17 protein-coding genes are annotated in these 20302 nt (G+C 44.2%); 7 read left to right on the top strand and 10 right to left on the bottom strand.

The window, feature by feature from the left end; all coding sequences use genetic code 11:
- Window positions 1–87: 87 nt before the first annotated feature.
- The 4 genes from AC3E9V_RS23890 to AC3E9V_RS23875 are packed head-to-tail and all read right to left on the bottom strand — an operon-like array spanning window position 88 to window position 4413.
- Window positions 88–1161, bottom strand: coding sequence for an efflux RND transporter periplasmic adaptor subunit (locus tag AC3E9V_RS23890; RefSeq protein ID WP_488750691.1), 1074 nt, complete (start codon window positions 1159–1161; stop codon window positions 88–90).
- Window positions 1162–1192: 31 nt separating this feature from the next.
- A complete protein-coding gene (locus AC3E9V_RS23885; RefSeq protein WP_488750690.1) occupies window positions 1193–2437 on the bottom strand; it encodes an ABC transporter permease in 1245 nt (414 codons plus the stop codon).
- Window positions 2438–2454: 17 nt separating this feature from the next.
- The gene (locus AC3E9V_RS23880) at window positions 2455–3705 is read right to left on the bottom strand and encodes an ABC transporter permease (RefSeq protein ID WP_488750689.1); all 1251 of its coding nucleotides are present in this window, start codon (window positions 3703–3705) and stop codon (window positions 2455–2457) included.
- Window positions 3706–3726: 21 nt separating this feature from the next.
- On the bottom strand, window positions 3727–4413 hold the full coding sequence (locus tag AC3E9V_RS23875; RefSeq protein WP_488750688.1) for an ABC transporter ATP-binding protein: 687 nt from the start codon (window positions 4411–4413) through the stop codon (window positions 3727–3729).
- A gap of 181 nt (window positions 4414–4594) precedes the next feature.
- On the opposite strand from AC3E9V_RS23875, the gene AC3E9V_RS23870 reads away from it, so the two are divergent.
- The 3 genes from AC3E9V_RS23870 (at window position 4595) to AC3E9V_RS23860 (ending at window position 9035) form a co-directional block, all read left to right on the top strand.
- A complete protein-coding gene (locus AC3E9V_RS23870; protein ID WP_488750687.1) occupies window positions 4595–4915 on the top strand; it encodes a PadR family transcriptional regulator in 321 nt (106 codons plus the stop codon).
- A 4-nt stretch (window positions 4916–4919) separates the two neighbouring features.
- Window positions 4920–7520 carry an ABC transporter permease gene (locus tag AC3E9V_RS23865; RefSeq protein ID WP_488750686.1) on the top strand — a complete coding sequence of 867 codons (2601 nt, stop codon included), beginning with the start codon at window positions 4920–4922 and terminating at the stop codon, window positions 7518–7520.
- Between the two features lie 111 nt (window positions 7521–7631).
- On the top strand, window positions 7632–9035 hold the full coding sequence (locus tag AC3E9V_RS23860; RefSeq protein ID WP_488750685.1) for a DUF4403 family protein: 1404 nt from the start codon (window positions 7632–7634) through the stop codon (window positions 9033–9035).
- Window positions 9036–9269: 234 nt separating this feature from the next.
- Here AC3E9V_RS23860 and AC3E9V_RS23855 read toward each other — a convergent pair whose 3' ends face one another.
- Both AC3E9V_RS23855 and AC3E9V_RS23850 read right to left on the bottom strand, forming a co-directional pair.
- The gene (locus AC3E9V_RS23855) at window positions 9270–9509 is read right to left on the bottom strand and encodes a hypothetical protein (protein ID WP_488750684.1); all 240 of its coding nucleotides are present in this window, start codon (window positions 9507–9509) and stop codon (window positions 9270–9272) included.
- A gap of 116 nt (window positions 9510–9625) precedes the next feature.
- The gene (locus AC3E9V_RS23850; protein ID WP_488750683.1) at window positions 9626–10372 is read right to left on the bottom strand and encodes a hypothetical protein; all 747 of its coding nucleotides are present in this window, start codon (window positions 10370–10372) and stop codon (window positions 9626–9628) included.
- Window positions 10373–10756: 384 nt separating this feature from the next.
- Between AC3E9V_RS23850 and AC3E9V_RS23845 the strand changes: the two genes are divergently transcribed.
- Entirely contained in the window at window positions 10757–11116 is a 360-nt protein-coding gene (locus AC3E9V_RS23845; RefSeq protein ID WP_488750682.1) for a hypothetical protein, read from the top strand.
- A gap of 186 nt (window positions 11117–11302) precedes the next feature.
- Here AC3E9V_RS23845 and AC3E9V_RS23840 read toward each other — a convergent pair whose 3' ends face one another.
- The 4 genes from AC3E9V_RS23840 to AC3E9V_RS23825 all read right to left on the bottom strand — a co-directional run bounded on the left by AC3E9V_RS23840 (window position 11303) and on the right by AC3E9V_RS23825 (window position 16144).
- A complete protein-coding gene (locus tag AC3E9V_RS23840; protein WP_488750681.1) occupies window positions 11303–11599 on the bottom strand; it encodes a hypothetical protein in 297 nt (98 codons plus the stop codon).
- Between the two features lie 91 nt (window positions 11600–11690).
- Complete coding sequence (locus tag AC3E9V_RS23835) at window positions 11691–13367, bottom strand: glutamine--tRNA ligase/YqeY domain fusion protein (protein WP_488750680.1); 1677 nt, start codon at window positions 13365–13367, stop codon at window positions 11691–11693.
- Window positions 13368–13785: 418 nt separating this feature from the next.
- On the bottom strand, window positions 13786–14643 hold the full coding sequence (locus AC3E9V_RS23830) for a DUF4382 domain-containing protein (RefSeq protein WP_488750679.1): 858 nt from the start codon (window positions 14641–14643) through the stop codon (window positions 13786–13788).
- Between the two features lie 28 nt (window positions 14644–14671).
- Window positions 14672–16144: a DUF4382 domain-containing protein gene (locus AC3E9V_RS23825; protein ID WP_488750678.1), complete on the bottom strand. Its 1473-nt coding sequence runs from the start codon at window positions 16142–16144 to the stop codon at window positions 14672–14674.
- Window positions 16145–16225: 81 nt separating this feature from the next.
- On the opposite strand from AC3E9V_RS23825, the gene AC3E9V_RS23820 reads away from it, so the two are divergent.
- Genes AC3E9V_RS23820 through AC3E9V_RS23810 form a run of 3 tightly spaced genes read left to right on the top strand, consistent with a single transcriptional unit; the run spans window position 16226 to window position 20208 of the window.
- Window positions 16226–16747: an RNA polymerase sigma factor gene (locus tag AC3E9V_RS23820; protein ID WP_488750677.1), complete on the top strand. Its 522-nt coding sequence runs from the start codon at window positions 16226–16228 to the stop codon at window positions 16745–16747.
- A 55-nt stretch (window positions 16748–16802) separates the two neighbouring features.
- The gene (locus AC3E9V_RS23815) at window positions 16803–17705 is read left to right on the top strand and encodes a FecR family protein (protein WP_488750676.1); all 903 of its coding nucleotides are present in this window, start codon (window positions 16803–16805) and stop codon (window positions 17703–17705) included.
- A complete protein-coding gene (locus AC3E9V_RS23810; RefSeq protein ID WP_488750675.1) occupies window positions 17668–20208 on the top strand; it encodes a TonB-dependent receptor in 2541 nt (846 codons plus the stop codon). Before AC3E9V_RS23815 ends, AC3E9V_RS23810 begins: the two co-directional genes overlap by 38 nt.
- Window positions 20209–20302 lie beyond the last annotated feature (94 nt).

Here is a 20302-nt window from a genome sequence, read left to right as displayed (position 1 = left end):
GTCTAAAGTCTTCCAGATTCCGTTCAAATTTACTGTGTCTCCCAGCTTCCTCTGCAGTTATTTCCAGCGATGATTCACACCCCTGGGTTAAAGCTTCTTGATCTTCTCCTCTTTCGTCAGTCCGGCAATGACCTCAATATTTATACCGTCCGAGATGCCTGTAGTAATCTCTCGCTTTTCAAACTCCTGCTCAGCCACAGCCACCTCTACAAAGGTTTTCTCATCCTCAAAAAGAATATTGCTTTCTTTCACAGCCAGGACCTGTTCTTTCCTGTCTAACACAATATCAGCATTTGCGCTGTAACCTGCCCTTAAAAAGTAGTCGCTCAGCAACAGAACGGCAGCTCGAATTTCAAACTGAATGGCCCCTTCCTCTTCTACACCTTTGGGAGATATGTACTCTAGTTCGGCGGTAAACTTTACCGTATCCAGGGCTCCCACTGTCAGTTCCAGTTCCATACCTTCTTTTAGCTTGCCTACTTCTGCCTCGTCTACTTTTCCCTCAAAGATCATCTCACTCATATCGGCTATCGAAGCGATAGTGGTGCCGTCGTTAAATGTATTGGTCTCAATGACAAAGTTTCCTTCTTTCACCGGCACATCCAGTACCATTCCACCCACTGTGGAACGAACCAGGTTAGAGATAGCCCCTGATTTCCTGGAAGCGCCTTCCTTAATCAGCTCCAGATTGTTTTCAGCAGCATCTACCTGCTGTTTGTTCAGGTCATAGGACAGGCGAAACTGATTATAATCCTGTTCCGAAATCACCTTTTCTTCGAAAAGCTTGTGTTGACGTTCCAGCTCCTTTTCAGAATTTTTGAAGTTAATAACAGCTTCTTTCAGCCGGGCTTCTGCATTATTAAGTGCCACCACATCCGGGATGATCTTAATTTTTGCAATTAGCTGCCCGGTTTTTATATTATCACCAGGCTCAACAAAAAGCTTTTCTACTACACCTGAGACTTGCGACTTGAGCTCAATCTCTCTCCTGGGATTGATGGCCCCGGTAGCTACGGTTTTCCGCTCAATATCCGTGACAAACGTAGAGTCCGTTTGAAACACTATTGCCGGTTTTTCAGATTTTTGGTATACAAAAAGCCCCAAAAAACCTAAGCTCGCAATGAAAATGACAATAAGCAGAATTTTAAAAAATTTCTTCATAACCTTTATGTTTCAACCTTATATTTAAATATTATTCATTTCTAATGGCTTCTATAGGATTGATAGAAGCTGCCTTTCGTGCTGGTAAAATACCGGCTATCATTCCTCCAACCACCAGAATACCCAATGCCCCGAGGGCAATAGCGGGATTGACTGAGGGAGCAGCAAAAGGCATATCATCTCCCTCCGGTATGATCTGTGCAACTCCTTCCAGGAGCAACAGACCCGTAACAAGTGCCATGTAACCACCGATCATTGTGAGAAAAACGGACTCCTGAAGGATCAAAGAAATAATGGAACCAGGGGTCGCTCCCAGCGATTTTCTGATACCTATTTCTTTAGTCCTCTCCTTTACGATGATCAGCATGATATTACTCACCCCGATAATCCCGGCGAAAAGTGTACTTAGCCCTACAAACCAGGTAAAGTATTCCAGTCCGTTAAAAAGTCCGTTGATCTCATTATACTCCTCCTGGAGATTAAAATGTCCTATTGCATCTTCGTCTTTAGGATGGATGTTGTTTTTCTCTTTCAGCAATGTGAGGATTTCCTCCTCCATTTTCATAATGTCAGCATCAGGCACTGCAGAGTAGGCATACCATCCTACCCGGTCTCCATAGTGAAATGCTTTTTGAAAAGTACTGAACGGCAGGTGGATCCGATTTTGATCCTGGTTGTTTCCCTCACTTCGCACGGGTTTGATCACTCCCACTACCATAAAGTTTACCTTTCGGATGGTGATGAACTCACCAATAGGGTTTACCTCATCTCCGAAGAGGACTTTCTTCACATTCATACCAATGACTGCTACTTTCCGGTTTTCACGAATGTCCTTTTCATTGATAAACCTTCCGTACAGCAGATCATGGATCTCTATTTTGTTGTACTCCGGATAATCGCCCAGCACCTCAAACTGGCCGGACTCAGATTTATACGTCACCTGGTTTGTATTGCCCAGGCTATTTCTGGGAGCCAGGTACCGGATCTCGGGCACTCTGCTCAGAAGCATCCGTGTATCAGAATTATTAAAACGAACATACCTGCCAGGCTGAAATCCATTGTGAGAAATCGTGGTTTTCCTGCCCCATAAAAAGCCGCTGTTAGTTGCCCAGTTTCCAAAGCCTCGCATGACACCATCCCGAAAGCTGTTACCACCTCCCAGCAGGATAATGATCATGAAGATCCCCCAGAAGATCCCAAGTACAGTGAGAGCCGTACGCATCTTGTTTTTTCTGATGGTACTGAATATTTCCTGCCATTTGTCGTAATCAAACATCTTTACTGAGCGTTAAATTATTCATCTCTGAGTGCTTCAACAGGCGGTATCCTGGCAGCCTTTCTGGCAGGAAAATATCCTGCCAGCGTTCCGCTGACAGCCAGTATGATGGTGGCTACCACCGCATTCGAAAAGTTTACATGTGGGTCGATGAAAAAATCCATCGGGAAACCAAATGAAAGCATAAGGTTTGTCAGAGCTCCTGATTCCAGGAACAGCATGCCAAGGACCATCCCCACATAACCGCTAAACAAGGTGATCAGAAGGGCCTCCATCAGGAACAAGCCAATTACTGATCTGGGAGATGCGCCCACTGCTTTTCGCACTCCTATTTCCCTGGTTCGCTCCTTTACTACAATCAGCATAATATTGCTCACTCCCACAATACCGGCTACCAATGTGAAAATGCCCACAAAGGCCAGGAAAAAACGAATTCCCTTGAACACACCCATCCACCTTATATATTCCCCGAAAAGATTGAAGGTTTCTACGGCCCGGCGATCATCTTTGGAAAACCGGTGTTTTTCGGCCAGTAATGTATGGATCTGGTCTTGTATCTGTACGCTCTCCTCAAATGAAGCATCCCCTACAGTAAGCCTGAAGTCATGGATCCTTCGCCCGCCACCGTAAGCAATCTGAGCAGTAGTGATAGGTACATAGATCACCTTTGATTCCCGCTCACTGCCCTCATCCTTAAAGATTCCCACCACTTTATACTTGATACTGTTTACCGTGATGTATTTCCCGATAGGTTCAATGGTACCAAACAGTATCTCAGCCACATTGGTACCTATCGTGGTAACCTTTCGCTTTTCATTGATGTCTTTTTCATTGATATAGCGACCACTGATCATCTGGGATTTTTCAATGAAGGAATGATCAGGGTGAACCGCCCGGATATTAAATGATGAGTATTTGTCCTCATACCTCACGGTAAATTCTCCACTCACATAAAATCTACCTGAAATATGATCCACCCCTTTTATTTTTTCTTTGATGGCCTCATAGTCTTCATTGGTAAACCGGATCCAACGACCAGGCTGCATTCCTTTATGTGCCATGCTGGTCTGACCACTCCAGATAAAAATACTGTTTACCGCGTCATCCTTAAACTGGTTAGCGACTCCATTCTGAAACCCGCGTCCAAAACCCATGAGTATGATAAGTATAAAAATCCCCCAGGCCACATTAAAAGCAGTGATAAAAGACCTTAATCGATTCTTATCGATGGTATAAAATATTTCCTGCCATTTATCCAGATCAAACATTATCGGGGTCTTTGTGGTGTATCAGGCTTCTGCCAATTTGTGATCTTCATTTAGTATGACTCCATCCTGCAGCCTGATGATCCTTTGAGTTTCGGCTGCTACTTCATTTTCATGGGTAACTACCACTATGGTTTTTCCCATAGCATTTACATCTTTAATGATGCTCATTACCTCCTGGGAGGTTTTGGTATCCAGAGCTCCGGTCGGCTCATCAGCCAGGATCACCGATGGATCAGATATCAGGGCTCTGGCTATAGCTATACGCTGCTTTTGACCTCCGGACAGCTCACTTGGCAAATGTTCTGCCCATTCCTTCAGGCCAAGTCGATCCAGGTACTCCAGCGCCAGCAGATTTCTCTTCTTTCTGCTTACTTTCTGATAGTAGAGTGGTAATGCTACGTTTTCCATAGCATTTTTAAAGTTCAGCAGGTTGAAAGACTGAAAGACAAAGCCGATCAGTCTGTTTCTGTAGTAAGCTGCTTTCGTTTCGGAAAGGTTATTTATTCGATTTCCGGCTATGTAATACTCACCGGAATCATACGCATCGAGTATCCCCAGGATGTTGAGAAGGGTAGATTTACCAGATCCGGACGAGCCCATAATGGATACAAGTTCACCTTCCTCTATGGTAAGGTCTATCCCCTTTAGTACATGTAAAGACTGAACTCCTGTTTGATAGGACTTATGGATTTGCTCCAGTTTAAGCATGAGTAGGCGGGTTTCTAAAAAAAATGTTTCAAAAGCTTTAACGACAGTTTCATAAATTAGATGTACCACTCATGTAAAAAGTTGCATCAGGACTTAAAAAAGGCCTTGAGTGCAATTTTAAATTAGTTAAACAAAAATTAATGATATTCGTATCTATTACTTAAACAAAAATTAATCATATATGAATCTTCAGTTGGGCACACTCGAAGAAATGGTTCTGATCATACTTCTTATGAAGGAAGAAACCTATGGAGTAGACATTGCGAAAGAATATTATGATCAACTGGGCCAGTCAATATCTCTACCGGCTATTCATGTGGTGCTAAAGCGACTGGAGAAAAAAGGACTGGTCCGATCTGCTATGGGAGAGCCCACCGCAGAACGTGGTGGCAGGAGGAAGCGGCTCTACTCTGCGACCAATAAAGGGTACGAAGCTGCCAGAACCCTTCAGCAAAAGCGATCAGCAATGTGGAAAGTGATCCCAAAACTAAATTTCGGTTAGTCATATGAGTCACAACCATCCACCGAAATGGGCAGACCGGCTGCTCGAGTATGTTTTTCGCCCTGATCTTCTGGATGAGGTGCAGGGTGATCTGCATGAAGCCTATAACTGGAGGCTGGAGATGGATGGATCCAAAAAAGCTAAACAACAATTCATATGGGAGGTATTTTCTTCATTTCGCCCTCAAAATATTCGTCCATTTTATTACTTATCGCTCAACACCATGATCTTTAGAAACTACATGAAAATTGCCTTTCGGTCCATGCTCAAAAGAAAGGCCTTCTCATTTATTAACATCTTCGGCCTGTCGGTGGGTGTGGCTGCTTTCCTGCTGATCTTTTTGTATGCTTACCAAATTCTCACTTTTGACCGGATGCATAGTAAAAAAGACCGCATATTTCTGGCCTATAAGGAACGAATAACCCCTGACGGAACCCAGGCTACTTATGACACCTGGGTCCCCATGAAAGACCGGCTGGAAGCTGAGTATGAGCAAGTGAAGGAAGCTGCGCGGTATTATGACACGGAGGCTAGCATCATCCGGGATAACCAGTACCTTGAAGAGGAGATTATCTACACAGATGAATCATTCTTCAGGATTTTTTCATTCCCGGTGAAGTATGGTAACGAGCAAAATTTATTTACTAATAAAAACTCGGTAGTCATTGCAGAAGAGCTAGCTATCAAGTATTACGGAAAATCAAATGCCGTGGGAGAACCTATGGAATTATTTTTGCCGGACGAAGATACCACCATGAGGTATTACGTCTCTGCGGTTCTGAAGGACATCCCGGAAAACAGTTCCTACCAACCACAATTGGTCATTCAGGCTACCAGCCTTCCGGTTTTTTCTCATTACGCTAATAACTGGGGATCATCTTTTCTGGAGACCCTGGTTCTCCTGGATGAACCAGAAAGTGCAAACTACCTCGAAAGAGCCTTCCCGGATTTGATCGAAAACATCTGGGGAACGGAAACACGGGATAACACCAATTTTAAACTTCTCCCTTTCGATCAGTATTACGATACATTTATCGGAAACAAATCCGACGCAAGGACACTTTTGTGGATTGGAGCAGGCATCCTTCTGATCGCCATGATCAATTTCATGAACCTTTCAACAGCTCAGTCCTCCCAGCGAGCAAAGGAGATTGGCCTTCGTAAAGTGCTCGGCGCTTATAGATCCCAGCTCAGAACTCAATTCATTACCGAAGCCTTAGTCAATACCTTTTTTGCAACCATACTGGGTTTACTCGTGGCTATGCTCCTTATCCCTTATTTCAATGACTTTTTTGACACTTCCATTACCCTGGCTGCCTTTTCAATAGTAGAAATTAGTGCGTTTGCCCTCAGTTTGGTATTGGTACTTGGGTTTTTGAGCGGAAGCTACCCTGCCCTTTACCTATCTTCCATTCGAGCCATTGATGTGATAAGACACAAATTAGGAATGGGCGGTTCTACCAGCCTCCGAAATGCCCTCGTGGTGATCCAGTTCTCAATAGCGGTCTTTTTGATCAGTGTTTCGATTATTGTCAAAAACCAGATCGAGTATATGACCCAAAAGCCCATGGGCTTTGAAAAGGAGGGAAAACTGATCATTGGTGCTTCCAGCGGAGATTTTAGCAACAGGGAAGAGGGAGTTGTCCGGCTAAATACATTCAAGGATCAGCTTAAGAACCAATCCTATATCAGTGAAGTAACCATGAGCCGGGCTGTGCCCACTTTCTGGACTCGCAGCTTCACCTTTGTACGACCAGATGGATGGAATGGAGACCCGCTGCGAATGCGGTACACCTATGTAGATGCAGGCTTTTTTGATGTCTATGAGATCCCCCTGAAATACGGCAACCCGTTTCTGGCGGATTCAGAAGGAGACCAGCGTCAATCGGTGATTTTGAATGAAGCTGCCCTGGAGGCATTTCAGTTTGACCCCTCGGAGCAAAATGTGATCAAGATCGGAGATACGCGGCTCAATGTAGTAGGGGTAGTGGAGGATTTCAATTTCGAGTCTTTACGGAATGAAGTAGCGCCCACCCTGTTTTTTCATCGGACGGCTAAGCATCCTGTTCATACTTTTATCACCTGCAATATGGATGTCTCACAGTTACAAGCCCGACTTATCGAAATGGAGGAAATGTGGGAAAAACTGGGTTCCACGAAACCTTTTACCTATTCTTTTATGGATGATCGGGTATTAGGCCTTTATGAGTCCGAACAGCGGTACATGGGAATGGTTTCTGTTTTTTCAGTGATCTCCATCATCGTAGCATGTCTTGGTCTATATGGGCTCACGCTATTTATCATCGAAAAAAGAAGAAAAGAGATCAGTATCCGAAAAGTTCTCGGGGCTGAAATAAGCGGCATTTTAGGCATGATATTCGGGGATTTTGCCAGGTGGGTATTGATGGCCTTTGTGATCAGTGTGCCCTTAGTCATTTATTTTGTACAAGACTGGCTGGAAAATTACCACTACCGGATAGATATCTCCTGGCTGGCTTTTGCCAGTAGTCTCTTGATCATCCTGTTCCTGGTGGCAATCACGGTAGGGTATCAGTCCCTTCAAGCAGCCACAGCCAATCCGGTGAAGTATCTAAAAGACGAATAATTTTTGATAATAAGGAACGTTCTTTCTTATTTCACGCAAAATGAGCATGCCTGTCTGCAGTAGCCGGCAGCCCGGTTTATGCAGTCCACTTATTTCAGCAACTTTAAACAAATGAGAATCGAGTGTATGCGGAAAGAACTTTTCTTCATTACCATTTTATTGGCCTTGGCAGGGTGTGATCAGCTTAGAAAAAAAGAAAATGTGGGCGAGGTGCTCCCCCTGGCGGAAGTGCCTCCCTCTTATCTCAGCTTTCGGGTCAATTTTCCTGCCAGTGAGCTGGAGTCCGGGCTAAACCGGGTACTTCCTGAAGAGTTTCTCAATGAAGCTCTCCCTCTGAAAGACCGGAAGGATACGCTCTTCCTCAAACTGACAAGGAAAGGACAGATCCAATTGGACATTAATAAAGGCACCCTTGAAGCCGTCATTCCCCTGGATGTGACCGCAAGTGTCAGGAAAAAGGTTTTTGGAATCACCTTTTCCAACAAGGATGCCCCGGTTCACTTTTCCGGTTCAGTAAAAGTTACTGCTGACGTTAAGCTTAGAGATGACTGGGAGCTGGATGTCATTTGCAAATGGGAAGGTTTTACCTGGTCCTATCAACCAAAAATATCCCTGGGTACTTTTTCGATGGATATTGGTAGTAATGTGGATCGTTTTCTGGAAAATCATTCAGACTTGTTGTCTGATGTGATCTGCGGTGCCATCCACAGGTCCATTTCCTTCAGGCAGGTTCTGACCAGGGTATGGACTGACATCCAGGAGCCGATCAGGATCAAAACTCCGGACAGAGACCTCTGGTTACACGCTCAGCCGATCGCTCTTTCGGGGCTTGCTATTCCTAAAGAAGATACGCTTACTGTAAACCTGGAATACCGTACGGCATTAAACCTCGCTTTAAAACCTTCTGCCTATGACAGACAGCCTCTTCCTGACCGATCTGTTCCGTTAAATGAAAAGTCTGCATTCCTGGCTTATCCGGAAGTGTTTCTTGCTTATGACTTATTGCAAAATACCTTACAGGAAAAGCTTCAGGGACAGGAAGTTACTTACCAGGATTATACAGCCGTCATAGAAAATGTATCTGTGGGTCCTGAAGGGCAGCGACTGAAAGTCAAGCTTGACTTAAAGGGTGACATTGAAGGGACCCTTGCTCTAAGTGGTACACCCCACCTGGATAAAAACCTGCAGCTTTCTCTTGAAGATTTTGATTATAAACTGGAGTCTTCAGATGATTGGGTTGCATTCACCGAGATGACCATGCATAGCTTTGTAGAAGAGTATATGTCATCCTTTTTAAATGTAGATCTAAACCCCATACTTGACAGGTTGGATCACAGCATAGTACAGGGAGTACACAATTCTGAGCTGGGAGATAAGCTCTCCATCCAAATGAAGCTGAATCGAATTGAATCCTATCAGCTTAGGATGACAGAGGAGGGCGTTCAATGGATATTTTTTATAGAGGGAGCATCTTCTCTGAATCTCAAGCGGGGAATCTTTGAGTCAAGTAAGTGATTTCCCTATTTTTTCAAAATAGGTAATCTTCTCATAAATAAGATCTGCCTCTGCCCCAACTTTGTATTCATGGTTAAGGACATGAGATGGTTTAGGTTATTAGGTTTACTACTAGCAGTTTTTTGGATGTGCATCCTATCATTGGCGGTTCATATATGATTTAGGATTACAACGGCGGTTTAACAAAAGCATATCCGGAAAAAAGAAAAAGCCCCAATTTCGGGGCTTTTTTCTTTACTGCTCGGCAGATTCTTCAATCTCATCGGCTGCCTCTTCGGCCTCAGTACTGAGACTATCGGCAGCAGCTTCTACTTCTTCTGCAGCTTCCTCTACGGCATCTCCAGCCTCATCTACGGCTTCCTCGACCTTATCTGTGGCCTCATCTACCTTTTCTTCGGCTGATCCTGATCCACTGCTTGAACTACAGGCACTAAGTGCAAATGCAAATACTGATAAATAGATTAACTTTCTCATGTTGTAATGGTTGTTTGATTTTCTAAAATTGCAGAATTAATTAATGAAAGTCAATTATCATGCGACATTAATCAATTGAATATCAGTTCTGTTAGAAAATTAGCAATGATAAAAAATCAATCTGCGGGAGTAATGCAGGTAATTTCAGCGGGGACTATCTGTCCATCCGGCAGGTCATCACAGACTTTTTGACTGAATTGAAAACCAAACAACAGTCTAATACCAACATGGTATTTTCCGCTGGCAGGAATCCGTGTATCACCACTTCTTACAGGCTGAAGCCATACCTTTTCGTAATCAGCAATGGTATCGGATAGGAGCAACCATTGGTTTTGCCAAAAGCCATTATTACAGGCAGTGCCAATCAGGCGGGTAGAAATTTTGCAGGCATTCCCCTGTTCGAGCCGGGCAAGGTATGGATCTACCACTACTTTATCTCCTGTGAACCCATTTATGACGGAAACAAAAAGAGTGTCTTCTGAAAAGTCCGAGCCGAAAACTTCTTGCAGATCAAGCTGAAGGGTATCTCTCACTACCCTTTCACAAGCGTCTCCTTTGCTATCGTGCAGCAGTGTGAATGAAATATCGGTTGGGGAAATGGCGCTGGACTCCGATCCTTCCCAGTGTGTGAAGTACTGATGTGTTTCACATCCTCCTGAATACTCCACGATAATCTGCCAGTCATTTCCGCTTGGAGTAACACCCACGATCCTGTACGGGTCATTTGGAAACTCCTCTTTTCGCTGAGAAGGGTCCAGATACAGAAGGTCGTTTTCAGTGATCAGCTGACTGGTATCAAAATCATTTTCCAGACAGCCAGCCAGCATGACACCAATAAGAACACAAAAAACTCCGATTTTCATAGATCCGCTTTAATCATAAAGACACCACTTTTACCCAAGTGGTTCAAATAGACTTAAAATTAAAAGACATTGAAGCGTTTGAACAGAAACTTTCGATGAATCTTTGGTGGTAAGGTGTAAGGCAGGTAAATTCCACAAACCTTTTAATTTGACACATCGTAATATAATGCCATTAAGATAAGGGTGAAACTTCACAGAATCAGTCATTCCAGCGATTCCATCCGGATGGAATCTATGTATTATAAAACGAGAAATGCTCAATTTGATCAAAGACTCCATGACTGGAGTGACCTTATCTTAATGGCATTATATTGTAATAGGTAATTTAATGGATAGAAAGTCGTCCTTCCTAAACCTTTTTCCTAAATAGAATAATACATCACTATGAAAAACATCAAAGCCGACAAGCGAACCTTCATTCGCTGGAAAGTATATATCGACCGGGCCAGAATGTATATTGGCTATGTTCAGTTTTTTATGATCGGGCTGGTCTTCTTCGAAGCTTACCGTGACACGTACATTGGCGAGCTAATTTTCTCCAATATGTACGTTTCATTGCCTGTCTTATTTATCCTGTTCATCGGCCTGTCACTTTTCGTCGGGAGACTGGATACTATATTTGGCTTGCGGGAAGAAGAACTGCGAAATTCAGCCTCATCCAACCCCATGATCAGAGAAATCCATTCCAGTCTGGAAGAGCTGAAAAAGGATGTTGCTGAAATAAAGGAAAAGAGCAAGCCTTAACTATCCCTACTTTGTCAAGTTATGACGAATGATCATTGTGGGGATGGGATTGATACAAATATTCCCCCTTTTCTTTTCAAAGGGGGCTGATGGGGGTTATATAAAATTCATCAAACCCATACCCCTTTTGCTGCTTAATTATAACTTGACAAAGTAGAACTAACCGGGTGACACGACACCAGGACACTAGCCTGTGGTGTATCCCGTGGTAATCGCCCAGGCTAAAACAACCAGGATAATCACAATAGTAAGGCCCAGGATGACGTAAAAGCGAAATTTATCAGCTCTCCGCTGTTTCTTTATCCGTTCCTCAAACCGATTAGCTTCTCTGATATTTTTCTTCGTAGTAGTTGGCATATTGGGTGGCTTTTTCTTTGCCTTATAATCTGCCTGTATGTCTTTCAGTCGCCTGCGTCCTCTTAATAGTCGCACATTGGCTTTATAGCTATTGATCATTGAATCAATGGGTCCACCGAAAGACATGGTTACTATATTTACAGAGCTTTAGTAAATTATACGGGTATCCTGTCCTGAGGCTACGAAAACCGGTATGATATATATCAGGTTTGAGGCGCTACTTCCCCTTTACCTTTTGCCAGGTATCACGAAGTGTGATGGTACGATTAAACACCGGCTTTTCCGGAGTACTATCCTCGTCCACCCGGAAATACCCAACCCGCTCAAACTGCACCTGATCACCTGCTTTTGCATCTCTGAGCGATTCTTCCAGCATGGCTTTGGTGTTAATCTCCAGTGAATCAGGGTTCAGGTGGTTTTTGAAATCATCCGCTATCTCATTGAGGTTTTCTGTATGAAATAGCCTGTCATAAAGCCTGATCTCGGCATTGATACCATACTTTACTGATACCCAGCCCAGCGTTCCTTTTACTTTTTTACCGCTGGTATCCTGTCCGCTTCTGGTTTCCGGATCATACTCAGCATAGATGGTGGTGATTTCCCCGGACTCATCTTTATCATAGCCTGTACACTTGATGATGTAGGCATATTTTAGCCGGACCTCACGCTCAGGCCCCAGACGATACCACTTTTTCGGAGATGGTGGGTTCTCCAAAAAATCTCCCCGATCAATGTAGATCTCCCTGCCAAATTTCATCTCCCGCGTACCTGCAGTTTCATCCTCAGGGTTATTCACAGCCGTAAGTATTTCTTCCTTATCCTCCGGCCAGTTGGTGATCACCAGCTTTACCGGATCCAGGATCCCGAAAAAACGGTTGGCTTTTTTGTTCAGGTCTTCTCGTACGGAATGTTCGAGCAACGCCACATCGGTGATTCCATCCCGGCGGGCGACACCCACTTTATGGATAAACTTCTTGATTGCATCGGGAGTAAAACCTCGTCTTCGTATCCCGGAGATCGTAGGCATCCGGGGATCATCCCAGCCGGCTACATATTTTTCCCTGACCAGCTCCAGGAGCTTTCTTTTACTAACGATGGTATAGCTCAGGTTTAATCGGGCAAACTCAGTTTGCTTCGATGGAAAAATATCAAGCTCCTTGATCAACCAGTCATACAGGGGTCTGTGTACCTCAAACTCGAGAGTACAGAGCGAGTGGGTGATATTTTCGATGCTGTCTGACTGCCCATGCGCAAAATCGTATGTGGGATAGATGCACCACTTATCACCCGTACGATGATGAGGAATATTTTTGATCCGATAAAGGATCGGATCACGCATGTGCATATTGGGGGAAGTCATATCGATCTTAGCCCGCAAAACCTTCTCGCCATTCTTGTACTTCCCGTTTTTCATCTCCTCGAACAGGCGAAGATTTTCCTCCACGCTACGATGACGGTAAGGACTCTCTTTCCCGGGCACGGTAGGTGTGCCTTTGATCTCATTAAAAGCTTCCTGGCTAAGGTCATCTACATAGGCGCTTCCCTTATTGATAAGGCGTTTTGCAAACTCATAGAGCTTATCAAAATAATCCGATGCATAATATTCCCGATCCTCCCAGTCATAGCCCAGCCACTTAATATCTTTTTTTATGGAGTCTACGTATTCTACTTCTTCCTTCTCAGGGTTGGTATCGTCAAAGCGGAGATTGCATTTTCCATTGTATTTTTTGGCCAGACCAAAATTCAGGATGATCGATTTGGCATGTCCGATATGCAGATAGCCGTTGGGCTCAGGTGGAAAGCGAGTATGAATGGATTGATGCCTGCCGGACTTCAGGTCGGTTTCAATCATTTGCTCGATAAAATTCAGAGGTTCTTTTTTTTCGCCTTCCATGTGTGAAAAATTTTGTCCGCAAAGTAAATCCAAAATTAACCGTTGGGGAAGTATTAGCTGCGGTTTTTCCATTCGTTATTCGTCCCACTTTTATCAAGTTGCGATTAAGTAGTAAAGGAGCATGGTTTGATGAATTTTTCCCTGACCTCATCGTCCCAGAGGCTTTTAAATCTCATTTATCAAACAGGAAATACCATTCCTTCAACCTTTACTCTGTGGTTTATCTATTTACCCCCTTGTATTCCCCAATGACGCTATGGTCATGACTTAACGCCCTAAAACAGGGGGAAAGCTTCGCTCAATTGACTTAGTCTGAGTATCAGAAAGTCAGTCTGTTGGGAAAATAAAAAAAGGGCAGCAATTTCTTGCTGCCCCGCGCTGGTAAAAAGACCCCTCGTGGAAAATAGAGGATCGCGAATTACTCTTCCGCCTCAAGCGAAAAATTCGCTGTTGTGGCATTAGCTGCCACAATTTCTACATCGTCAGAAGCGGCGGTGACATAACCTTCTGACTCTACGGTGACATCATACAACCCTGCATCCAGACCAAGAATGGTGTAGTTGCCACTCTCGTCGGTAAATGTTGTGGTATTCAATGTGTCAGCAGCAAATACGGAGACTGTTGCTCCGTCTACTCCGGTGGCTTCTCCTTCTACCTCGGTAGTTACTTCACCTGTCAGTCTGCCGGCAAAAGATTCGTTAGATGCTTTGATCACAGGTGTGAAAATGAAACCGCTAACAGCTGCCGGAGTATTGATATCTCCCTGAGCAACGAATGAGCTGGACACATCCACATCCAGAAGCAACTCGGCTGTTAAACCGCCAGCTACTTCAATGGCAGGTTTAATGAAAACTTTAACCCCTGTTTGAGCGCCGCTAGGTACCTTCAGGTCATAGGTGGCTCCATCCTTTAAAACAACGGATGCTTCTGATACATACACTCTTACCAGATCATATGAACCAACCGGAATATCAACACTCGCCAGGTTTTCAGTAACGCCGTTGGTAAGGTCCAGAAGGTTTGCAGATACTTCAGTATCCATAATGGTGATAAATGGTGACCCGCTTTCTGAGTCTTCTCCATCACCTGCCTGCCTGATTTCAATTTTGGAAACAGTAATGTTTGCTTCCGCTACCAGATCCGTGGGGAAAGGTGCATCTGTCATCTGTACATCCAATCTTCCGGAACCCTCAGTATCACCCTCTCCACAACTATACAGTAGGGCGGAAATCATCAGTGTAATAAATACGGTTAATAATAGCTGTATTGTCTTCATAACTTGGTTGAAATTTGGTTTATGCTTTTTATTTCATAGTAATGTTTAAAGTGGTGGTCTCGCCCTGATTGATAATGAATTCTTCTGATTGAAAAACTTCAAAACCTTCCAGTTCTGCTTCTGCCTCATAGGTGCCTGCAGTAAGTCCAAGAATTTTATAATTACCTGTCTCGTCTGTAAAAGCAGTGGTGTTAATGGTATCAGCAGCATAGACGGTTATTTGTACATGCTCCAGTAAATTTTCTTCATCATCCGTTACTTCCCCTTGCAGTATCCCCGTCATTGCCGTATTTGAAGCTTTGATCACCGGTTTGAAATTGAATCCATTGATCTTTGATATGTCATTGGGGTTCCCTTTCGGGATAAAAGATCTGCTCAGGTCAAAGTCAAATAAATATGCATTTGTGGTGTTGGCATTGATCGATACAGGCTGGTCCGGCTTTATCTTTATGCCGCTGGTACTTCCTGAAGGAACCTTAAGGTCGAAGGTTCTGCCATCCGTAAGCACTACTTCTCCACCTTCCACGATCATTCTGAAAAAGCTGTACGTACCTGCCGGAATTTCAGTATTGCTCAATTCTTCCGTGACACCATTGGTCAGCTCAAGTAAGTTGTAGGTCTCCATGCCTTCAAACAGGGTAATAAACGGCACACTGTCATTTTCGGGACCGGTTTTCACCTGTATTTCAGTGATGGTGACATTTGCCTCAGCAATAAAACCTATAGGAAAAGGCGCATCGGTAATAGCTAATGAAATGGTACCCAGGGGAGTATCAATTTCAGGATAAAAAGGCCTGTCGCCTTCATCGCAGGAATTGGCCTCCATTTCGATGACCTCCAGAAGCTCCGTGTGGTCATTTACTGTATAGTCAAGATCACCACTTGACAAAGACACGGGAAAGTCCAGGCTGATGAGATCCTCCTCGCTTAATCCGCCTAAAACATTATGCAAAGATTGGTCTCCCCGGACTTCCCGCGTATTCGCCATTTGATTTTGTAAGTCATATGTAGAAAGGGTGATGGGATATGTGAAATCCACACATTCAATATCTTCATCCGCACCACCTTCCTTACACAGTAATTTTAATGCCCGCAGTTCTTCTTCACTCTCAATTGTTACTTCTGTATAATCTGCCTGCAAGGCTGAAAAAGGATAACTGATCTCCATGAAGTCCTGCGAATAAGGATTTGACTGGTACAATGCTTTTATTTCCTCAAGGTCATCATCTGATGTGAGTGATTTTTTGACACCCATTACAGATACTTCCATGGGATATACTACTTTCAGGCAGCTTACATTGTCGATTATATTGTCGACTGACCCGTCCAAAAGAGATATGGCCCGGATGTGCTGGCCCAGTAGTTCGCTTTTTGAAAAGGCATCTTCCGGTTTCGGAAATTCCACTTCTTTCTCAGGCTGCTGGCAGGCTGCTAACCAGAGCATCAGCGAGATATACGCTGTTAAAAAAAGGACGGATTTTATTACTTTTCGCTTGAGCATAGTTGTGTTACGTTAATGAAACAGATGACTTGAAATTATTCCTACCCAAGCTGCAGGATATTTAATTAATTTGCTTCCTCAATGAGCGAAAAAAATCAGAACGTATGTGAGGAAAAGACTTTCAGAGCGCTGTTTAAGCAGCACTCAAAGGATCTTTTTAATTTTCTTTATTATAAGTATGGGGAGGCGAACAACCCGGAAGACGTCGTTCAGGAGGCTTTTTCAAAACTCTGGAAAAACTGCAAAAACGTACTTCCTGAAAAAGCCCGCTCATTTCTGTTTACTGTGGCAAACAATAAAATGCTCAATGAGCTAAGTAAGAAAAAAACAGTACTTAACTATAGAAATACCGCTGAGGTAAAATCATACACGATAGAGTCTCCGGAATATCAAATGGAGGAGGAAGAGTATATGAAGCGGCTGCAGAAAGCTTTGGAATCATTAAGTGAGGCTCAGCGCGTGGCATTTATGCTGAATCGTATAGAGGGGAAAAAACACCAGGAGATTGCCGAAATGCTTGGAATATCAAGAAAGGCTGTAGAAAAACGCATATATTCTGCACTGGCTGTACTAAGAGAAAAGCTGGAGGGTATAGGAATTTAGTTAGTGAAGGTAGGAATTTGGGCGCTAAGTCTGTTTAATTATTGACAGCTATAGAATGGATCAGAACGAATACATAAAGAAATGGCTTAATAACTCCCTCAGCGAGGAAGAAAGAGAGGTTTTTGAAAAGACACAGGATTATCAGTTTCTCAAACGACTCGATGATTCTCTGATGAAATTCAAAGCCCCTGATTTTGATCCGCAAGATAAGGTCGACCACCTTTCTTTTGGTGAGAACCAACCGAAGGTCAGAAAGCTTTGGAGCAGCACATTCCTCCGGGTAGCTGCCACTGTATTCATAGCATTTGGCCTGGCAGCTGTTTACTACTTCGTCGACCCATCTGACCGCATCGAAGTAGCGTCCCACGAGAAATCAGAGCTATTTCTGCCAGACTCCTCGCTGGTGAGGCTTAATGTAAGCTCCACACTGGCCTACGAAAATGATAACTGGACCAAAAACAGACAGGTAAACCTGGAAGGTGAGGCATTTTTCCGGGTAGCCCATGGTTCTCAGTTTGATGTGGTGACCCCCTCCGGGACGATCAGGGTAGTAGGCACGCGGTTTAATGTGAAGAGTCGACCTGATTATTTTGAGGTTTCCTGTTTCGAAGGAAAAGTAAAAGTAATCACCAAAGAACGTGAGGTTTTCCTTGAAAAAGCACAGTCCTGGCGCAAACTGGACTCAGTCGAAGAATCCATCCCTTTACCGCTTACCACTGCTCCTGACTGGATGGAGGGTGAAAGCAGGTTCAAAAGTGTACCACTGGTCCATGTGGTCGAAGAATTTGAAAGACAATACAATATAAAAGTGCAATTGGAGAATCTAAACAAGCAACGGTTATTCACTGGTAGTTTTGCTCATGATAATGTTAACTTAGCACTGAAATCAATCAGCTTACCTCTGAACTTATCCTATAAGCTTGAAAAAGATCAGGTTCTGCTATACGGTGCTCAATAAGTGGTCTACATCTGTTTTCCTGTCTTTCTCTCTATTAACCCCACTTTTCGCACAAGAAACCAATCCTCAAAATGTCCCGCTGGTTGCTCTTTTGCAAGAGATTGAAAGGGACTTTGATGTGGTTTTTTCATATGCTGATGAGAACGTATCCAATAGGCATCTCCTGCCTCCGGAGGACAGCTTAGACTTACCGTCATGGTTAACCTACCTCTCCAGGCAAACAGGATTAACATTCAGGCGCCTTGACAATCGGAATATTGCAATCATTGCTCCAAAGCAATCAAAAACCATTTGCGGATATCTGAAAGACGCTGATACGGGAGTGCCAATTCCTTCAGCATCGATCAAAAGTGATAGCGCTATGCTGCTCTCTGATGAAGAAGGTTTCTTTACGCTTACATCCACTCAGCCAATAGATGTCACTTTCAGGCATTTGGGGTATTTTCAGAAGAGTAAAGTGCTTAGTCCTGCAGATTCATGCCGTGATGTGTTTTTGACTCCAAGAATTGCGGAGCTGCAGGAAGTATACGTGTCCAATTACCTGGTACAGGGGGTCAATAAAAAAGTAAGTGGCGAGTTTGAAGTGGACACCCATGAGCTCCAGGTCCTGCCGGGCCTCAGTGAGCCTGATGTGTTGTACATCATGCAGGTACTCCCGGGGATTCAAAGCCCCAATGAATCGGTTTCCAATATCAATATCCGGGGAGGTACAAATGACCAAAACCTGATCCTTTGGGATGGCATCAAGATGTATCAGTCCAGTCATTTTTACGGACTGATTTCAGCATTCAATCCTTATTTTACTGAAAATGTGACCTTAACTAAAAACGGGACAACCGCCCGGCTGGGGGATGGGGTATCCGGCACTATTGATATCCGGTCTACCAACAAAGTAGCAACTGAATTTTCGGGAGGGGCCGGAGTAAACCTGCTGAGCGCCGATGCCTACGCCACCATTCCCTTGTCAGAAAAAGCCTCGTTGAGTATCTCCGGCCGCAAATCAGTCGCAGACCTGGTAGAGACACCCACCTACCAAAATTATTTTGATCGTGCTTTTCGCAATACGGAGGTCACTTCTACCAGCTCCGCAGATTCATTGCTGGCAAGCGATGAAGATTTTACCTTTCATGACCTGAGCGCCCGGCTCAACGTGAATATTTCTGAAAAAGATAAGCTGCATGTCAGTGTCCTCAACATTTTTAACGACCTCAACTACGAAGAAAATGAACTGATAAGCAACGAGATTGAATCGAGAACCAGTAGCCTCACTCAAAAAAGTTTTGCCTCAGGTGCAAGCTACTCCAGGCTTTGGAACCCCACCGTAAAAACGACCTTCGATGCATACGCTTCATTTTATCAGCTGGAGGGCATCAACTACGACATCTTAAATGACCAGAGGCTCCTTCAGCAAAACTCCGTGCTCGAGGGCGGGCTGAAGGCGGACACCCGGTTAATCATCAATGCTGAGCTGGATCTGCATGCCGGAATGCATTATACGGAAACGGGGGTTACCAACTTTGAAGACCTGAATAATCCTGACTTCAGGAGAAGGGTAAAAGAGGTGATGAGAAGCCAGGTGACCTTTCTGGAAGCAAACTATACCTCACCCTCAGGAAAAACCAATATCCGCAGCGGGCTCAGGGCCAATTATTACTTCCCCCTCAAGCGGTTTATCCTGGAGCCCAGGCTGGCCCTTCGTCATGAATTTGTTCCAAACCTTTCGCTGGAATTGCTGGGAGAGTACAAAAACCAGACTTCTACCCAGATCATAGACCTGCAGAATGATTTTCTGGGAGTGGAAAAAAGAAGGTGGGCGCTGTCTAACGATGAAGACATCCCGGTGATTCAAAGTAAGCAACTGTCCGCAGGGCTTCATTACGATCGTAAAACCCTGCTTGTGAGTGCAGAGGGGTATATCAAACTGGTAGACGGGATTATCACCTCCAGCCAGGGTTTTCAGAATCAGTTTGAGTTCCTTCGGTCTGCAGGCAGCTACCAGATACAGGGCATGGATCTTTTGATCAATAAGCGGTTTTCGAGGCTCAATACGTGGCTGAGTTATGCGCTTGCCAGAAATGACTATGATTTTCCCCAGCTATCCATCCGGACTTTTCCCAATAACCTGGATATCCTTCACAATATCACCCTGGGAGCAGGGTACAAGAGTGAGCACCTGCAGCTATCCTCCAGCTTCAGCTGGCACTCCGGCAGGCCATATACTCCCGTAAACGCTGAAAACCCGATTGCCGCCGGCAGAATAAGCTACCAACAGCCAAACAGCTCCATACTGGATAAGTATATGAGAATTGACTTCTCAGGGAAATATCTGTTTTCATTGGGTAACGACCTGAAGGGTCAGATCGGCTTTTCGTTATGGAATCTACTAAACCGGGAAAATATTCTGAGCACATACTACAGGCTCAATGACGCAGAAGAGCTAAGGGAAATCCGGCAAAAGGGTCTGACATTCACACCAAATGCCTTGTTTAGGGTTAGTTTTTAGGTTGCGGGTTGAGTTGTTGCGGGTTACGAGGTTGCGGGTTGAATTGTTGCGAGGTGCGGGTTAAACTGTTGCGGGGTTTGAGCAGTTGGCTATT

It is taken from the genome of Marinoscillum sp. HNIBRBA16962, from assembly GCF_057801515.1.
The sequence above is the reverse complement of the archived record's forward strand: the minus strand, read 5'-3'. Positions and strand labels throughout refer to the sequence as shown.

Excerpts from the sequence above, each read along its gene's own strand:
- AC3E9V_RS23890 (WP_488750691.1), bottom strand. The coding sequence starts at position 1,161 with ATGAAGAAATTTTTTAAAATTCTGCTTATTGTCATTTTCATTGCGAGC.
- AC3E9V_RS23885 (WP_488750690.1), bottom strand. The coding sequence starts at position 2,437 with ATGTTTGATTACGACAAATGGCAGGAAATATTCAGTACCATCAGAAAA.
- AC3E9V_RS23880 (WP_488750689.1), bottom strand. The coding sequence starts at position 3,705 with ATGTTTGATCTGGATAAATGGCAGGAAATATTTTATACCATCGATAAG.
- AC3E9V_RS23875 (WP_488750688.1), bottom strand. The coding sequence starts at position 4,413 with ATGCTTAAACTGGAGCAAATCCATAAGTCCTATCAAACAGGAGTTCAG.
- AC3E9V_RS23870 (WP_488750687.1), top strand. The coding sequence starts at position 4,595 with ATGAATCTTCAGTTGGGCACACTCGAAGAAATGGTTCTGATCATACTT.
- AC3E9V_RS23865 (WP_488750686.1), top strand. The coding sequence starts at position 4,920 with ATGAGTCACAACCATCCACCGAAATGGGCAGACCGGCTGCTCGAGTAT.
- AC3E9V_RS23860 (WP_488750685.1), top strand. The coding sequence starts at position 7,632 with ATGAGAATCGAGTGTATGCGGAAAGAACTTTTCTTCATTACCATTTTA.
- AC3E9V_RS23855 (WP_488750684.1), bottom strand. The coding sequence starts at position 9,509 with ATGAGAAAGTTAATCTATTTATCAGTATTTGCATTTGCACTTAGTGCC.
- AC3E9V_RS23850 (WP_488750683.1), bottom strand. The coding sequence starts at position 10,372 with ATGAAAATCGGAGTTTTTTGTGTTCTTATTGGTGTCATGCTGGCTGGC.
- AC3E9V_RS23845 (WP_488750682.1), top strand. The coding sequence starts at position 10,757 with ATGAAAAACATCAAAGCCGACAAGCGAACCTTCATTCGCTGGAAAGTA.
- AC3E9V_RS23840 (WP_488750681.1), bottom strand. The coding sequence starts at position 11,599 with ATGTCTTTCGGTGGACCCATTGATTCAATGATCAATAGCTATAAAGCC.
- AC3E9V_RS23835 (WP_488750680.1), bottom strand. The coding sequence starts at position 13,367 with ATGGAAGGCGAAAAAAAAGAACCTCTGAATTTTATCGAGCAAATGATT.
- AC3E9V_RS23830 (WP_488750679.1), bottom strand. The coding sequence starts at position 14,643 with ATGAAGACAATACAGCTATTATTAACCGTATTTATTACACTGATGATT.
- AC3E9V_RS23825 (WP_488750678.1), bottom strand. The coding sequence starts at position 16,144 with ATGCTCAAGCGAAAAGTAATAAAATCCGTCCTTTTTTTAACAGCGTAT.
- AC3E9V_RS23820 (WP_488750677.1), top strand. The coding sequence starts at position 16,226 with ATGAGCGAAAAAAATCAGAACGTATGTGAGGAAAAGACTTTCAGAGCG.
- AC3E9V_RS23815 (WP_488750676.1), top strand. The coding sequence starts at position 16,803 with ATGGATCAGAACGAATACATAAAGAAATGGCTTAATAACTCCCTCAGC.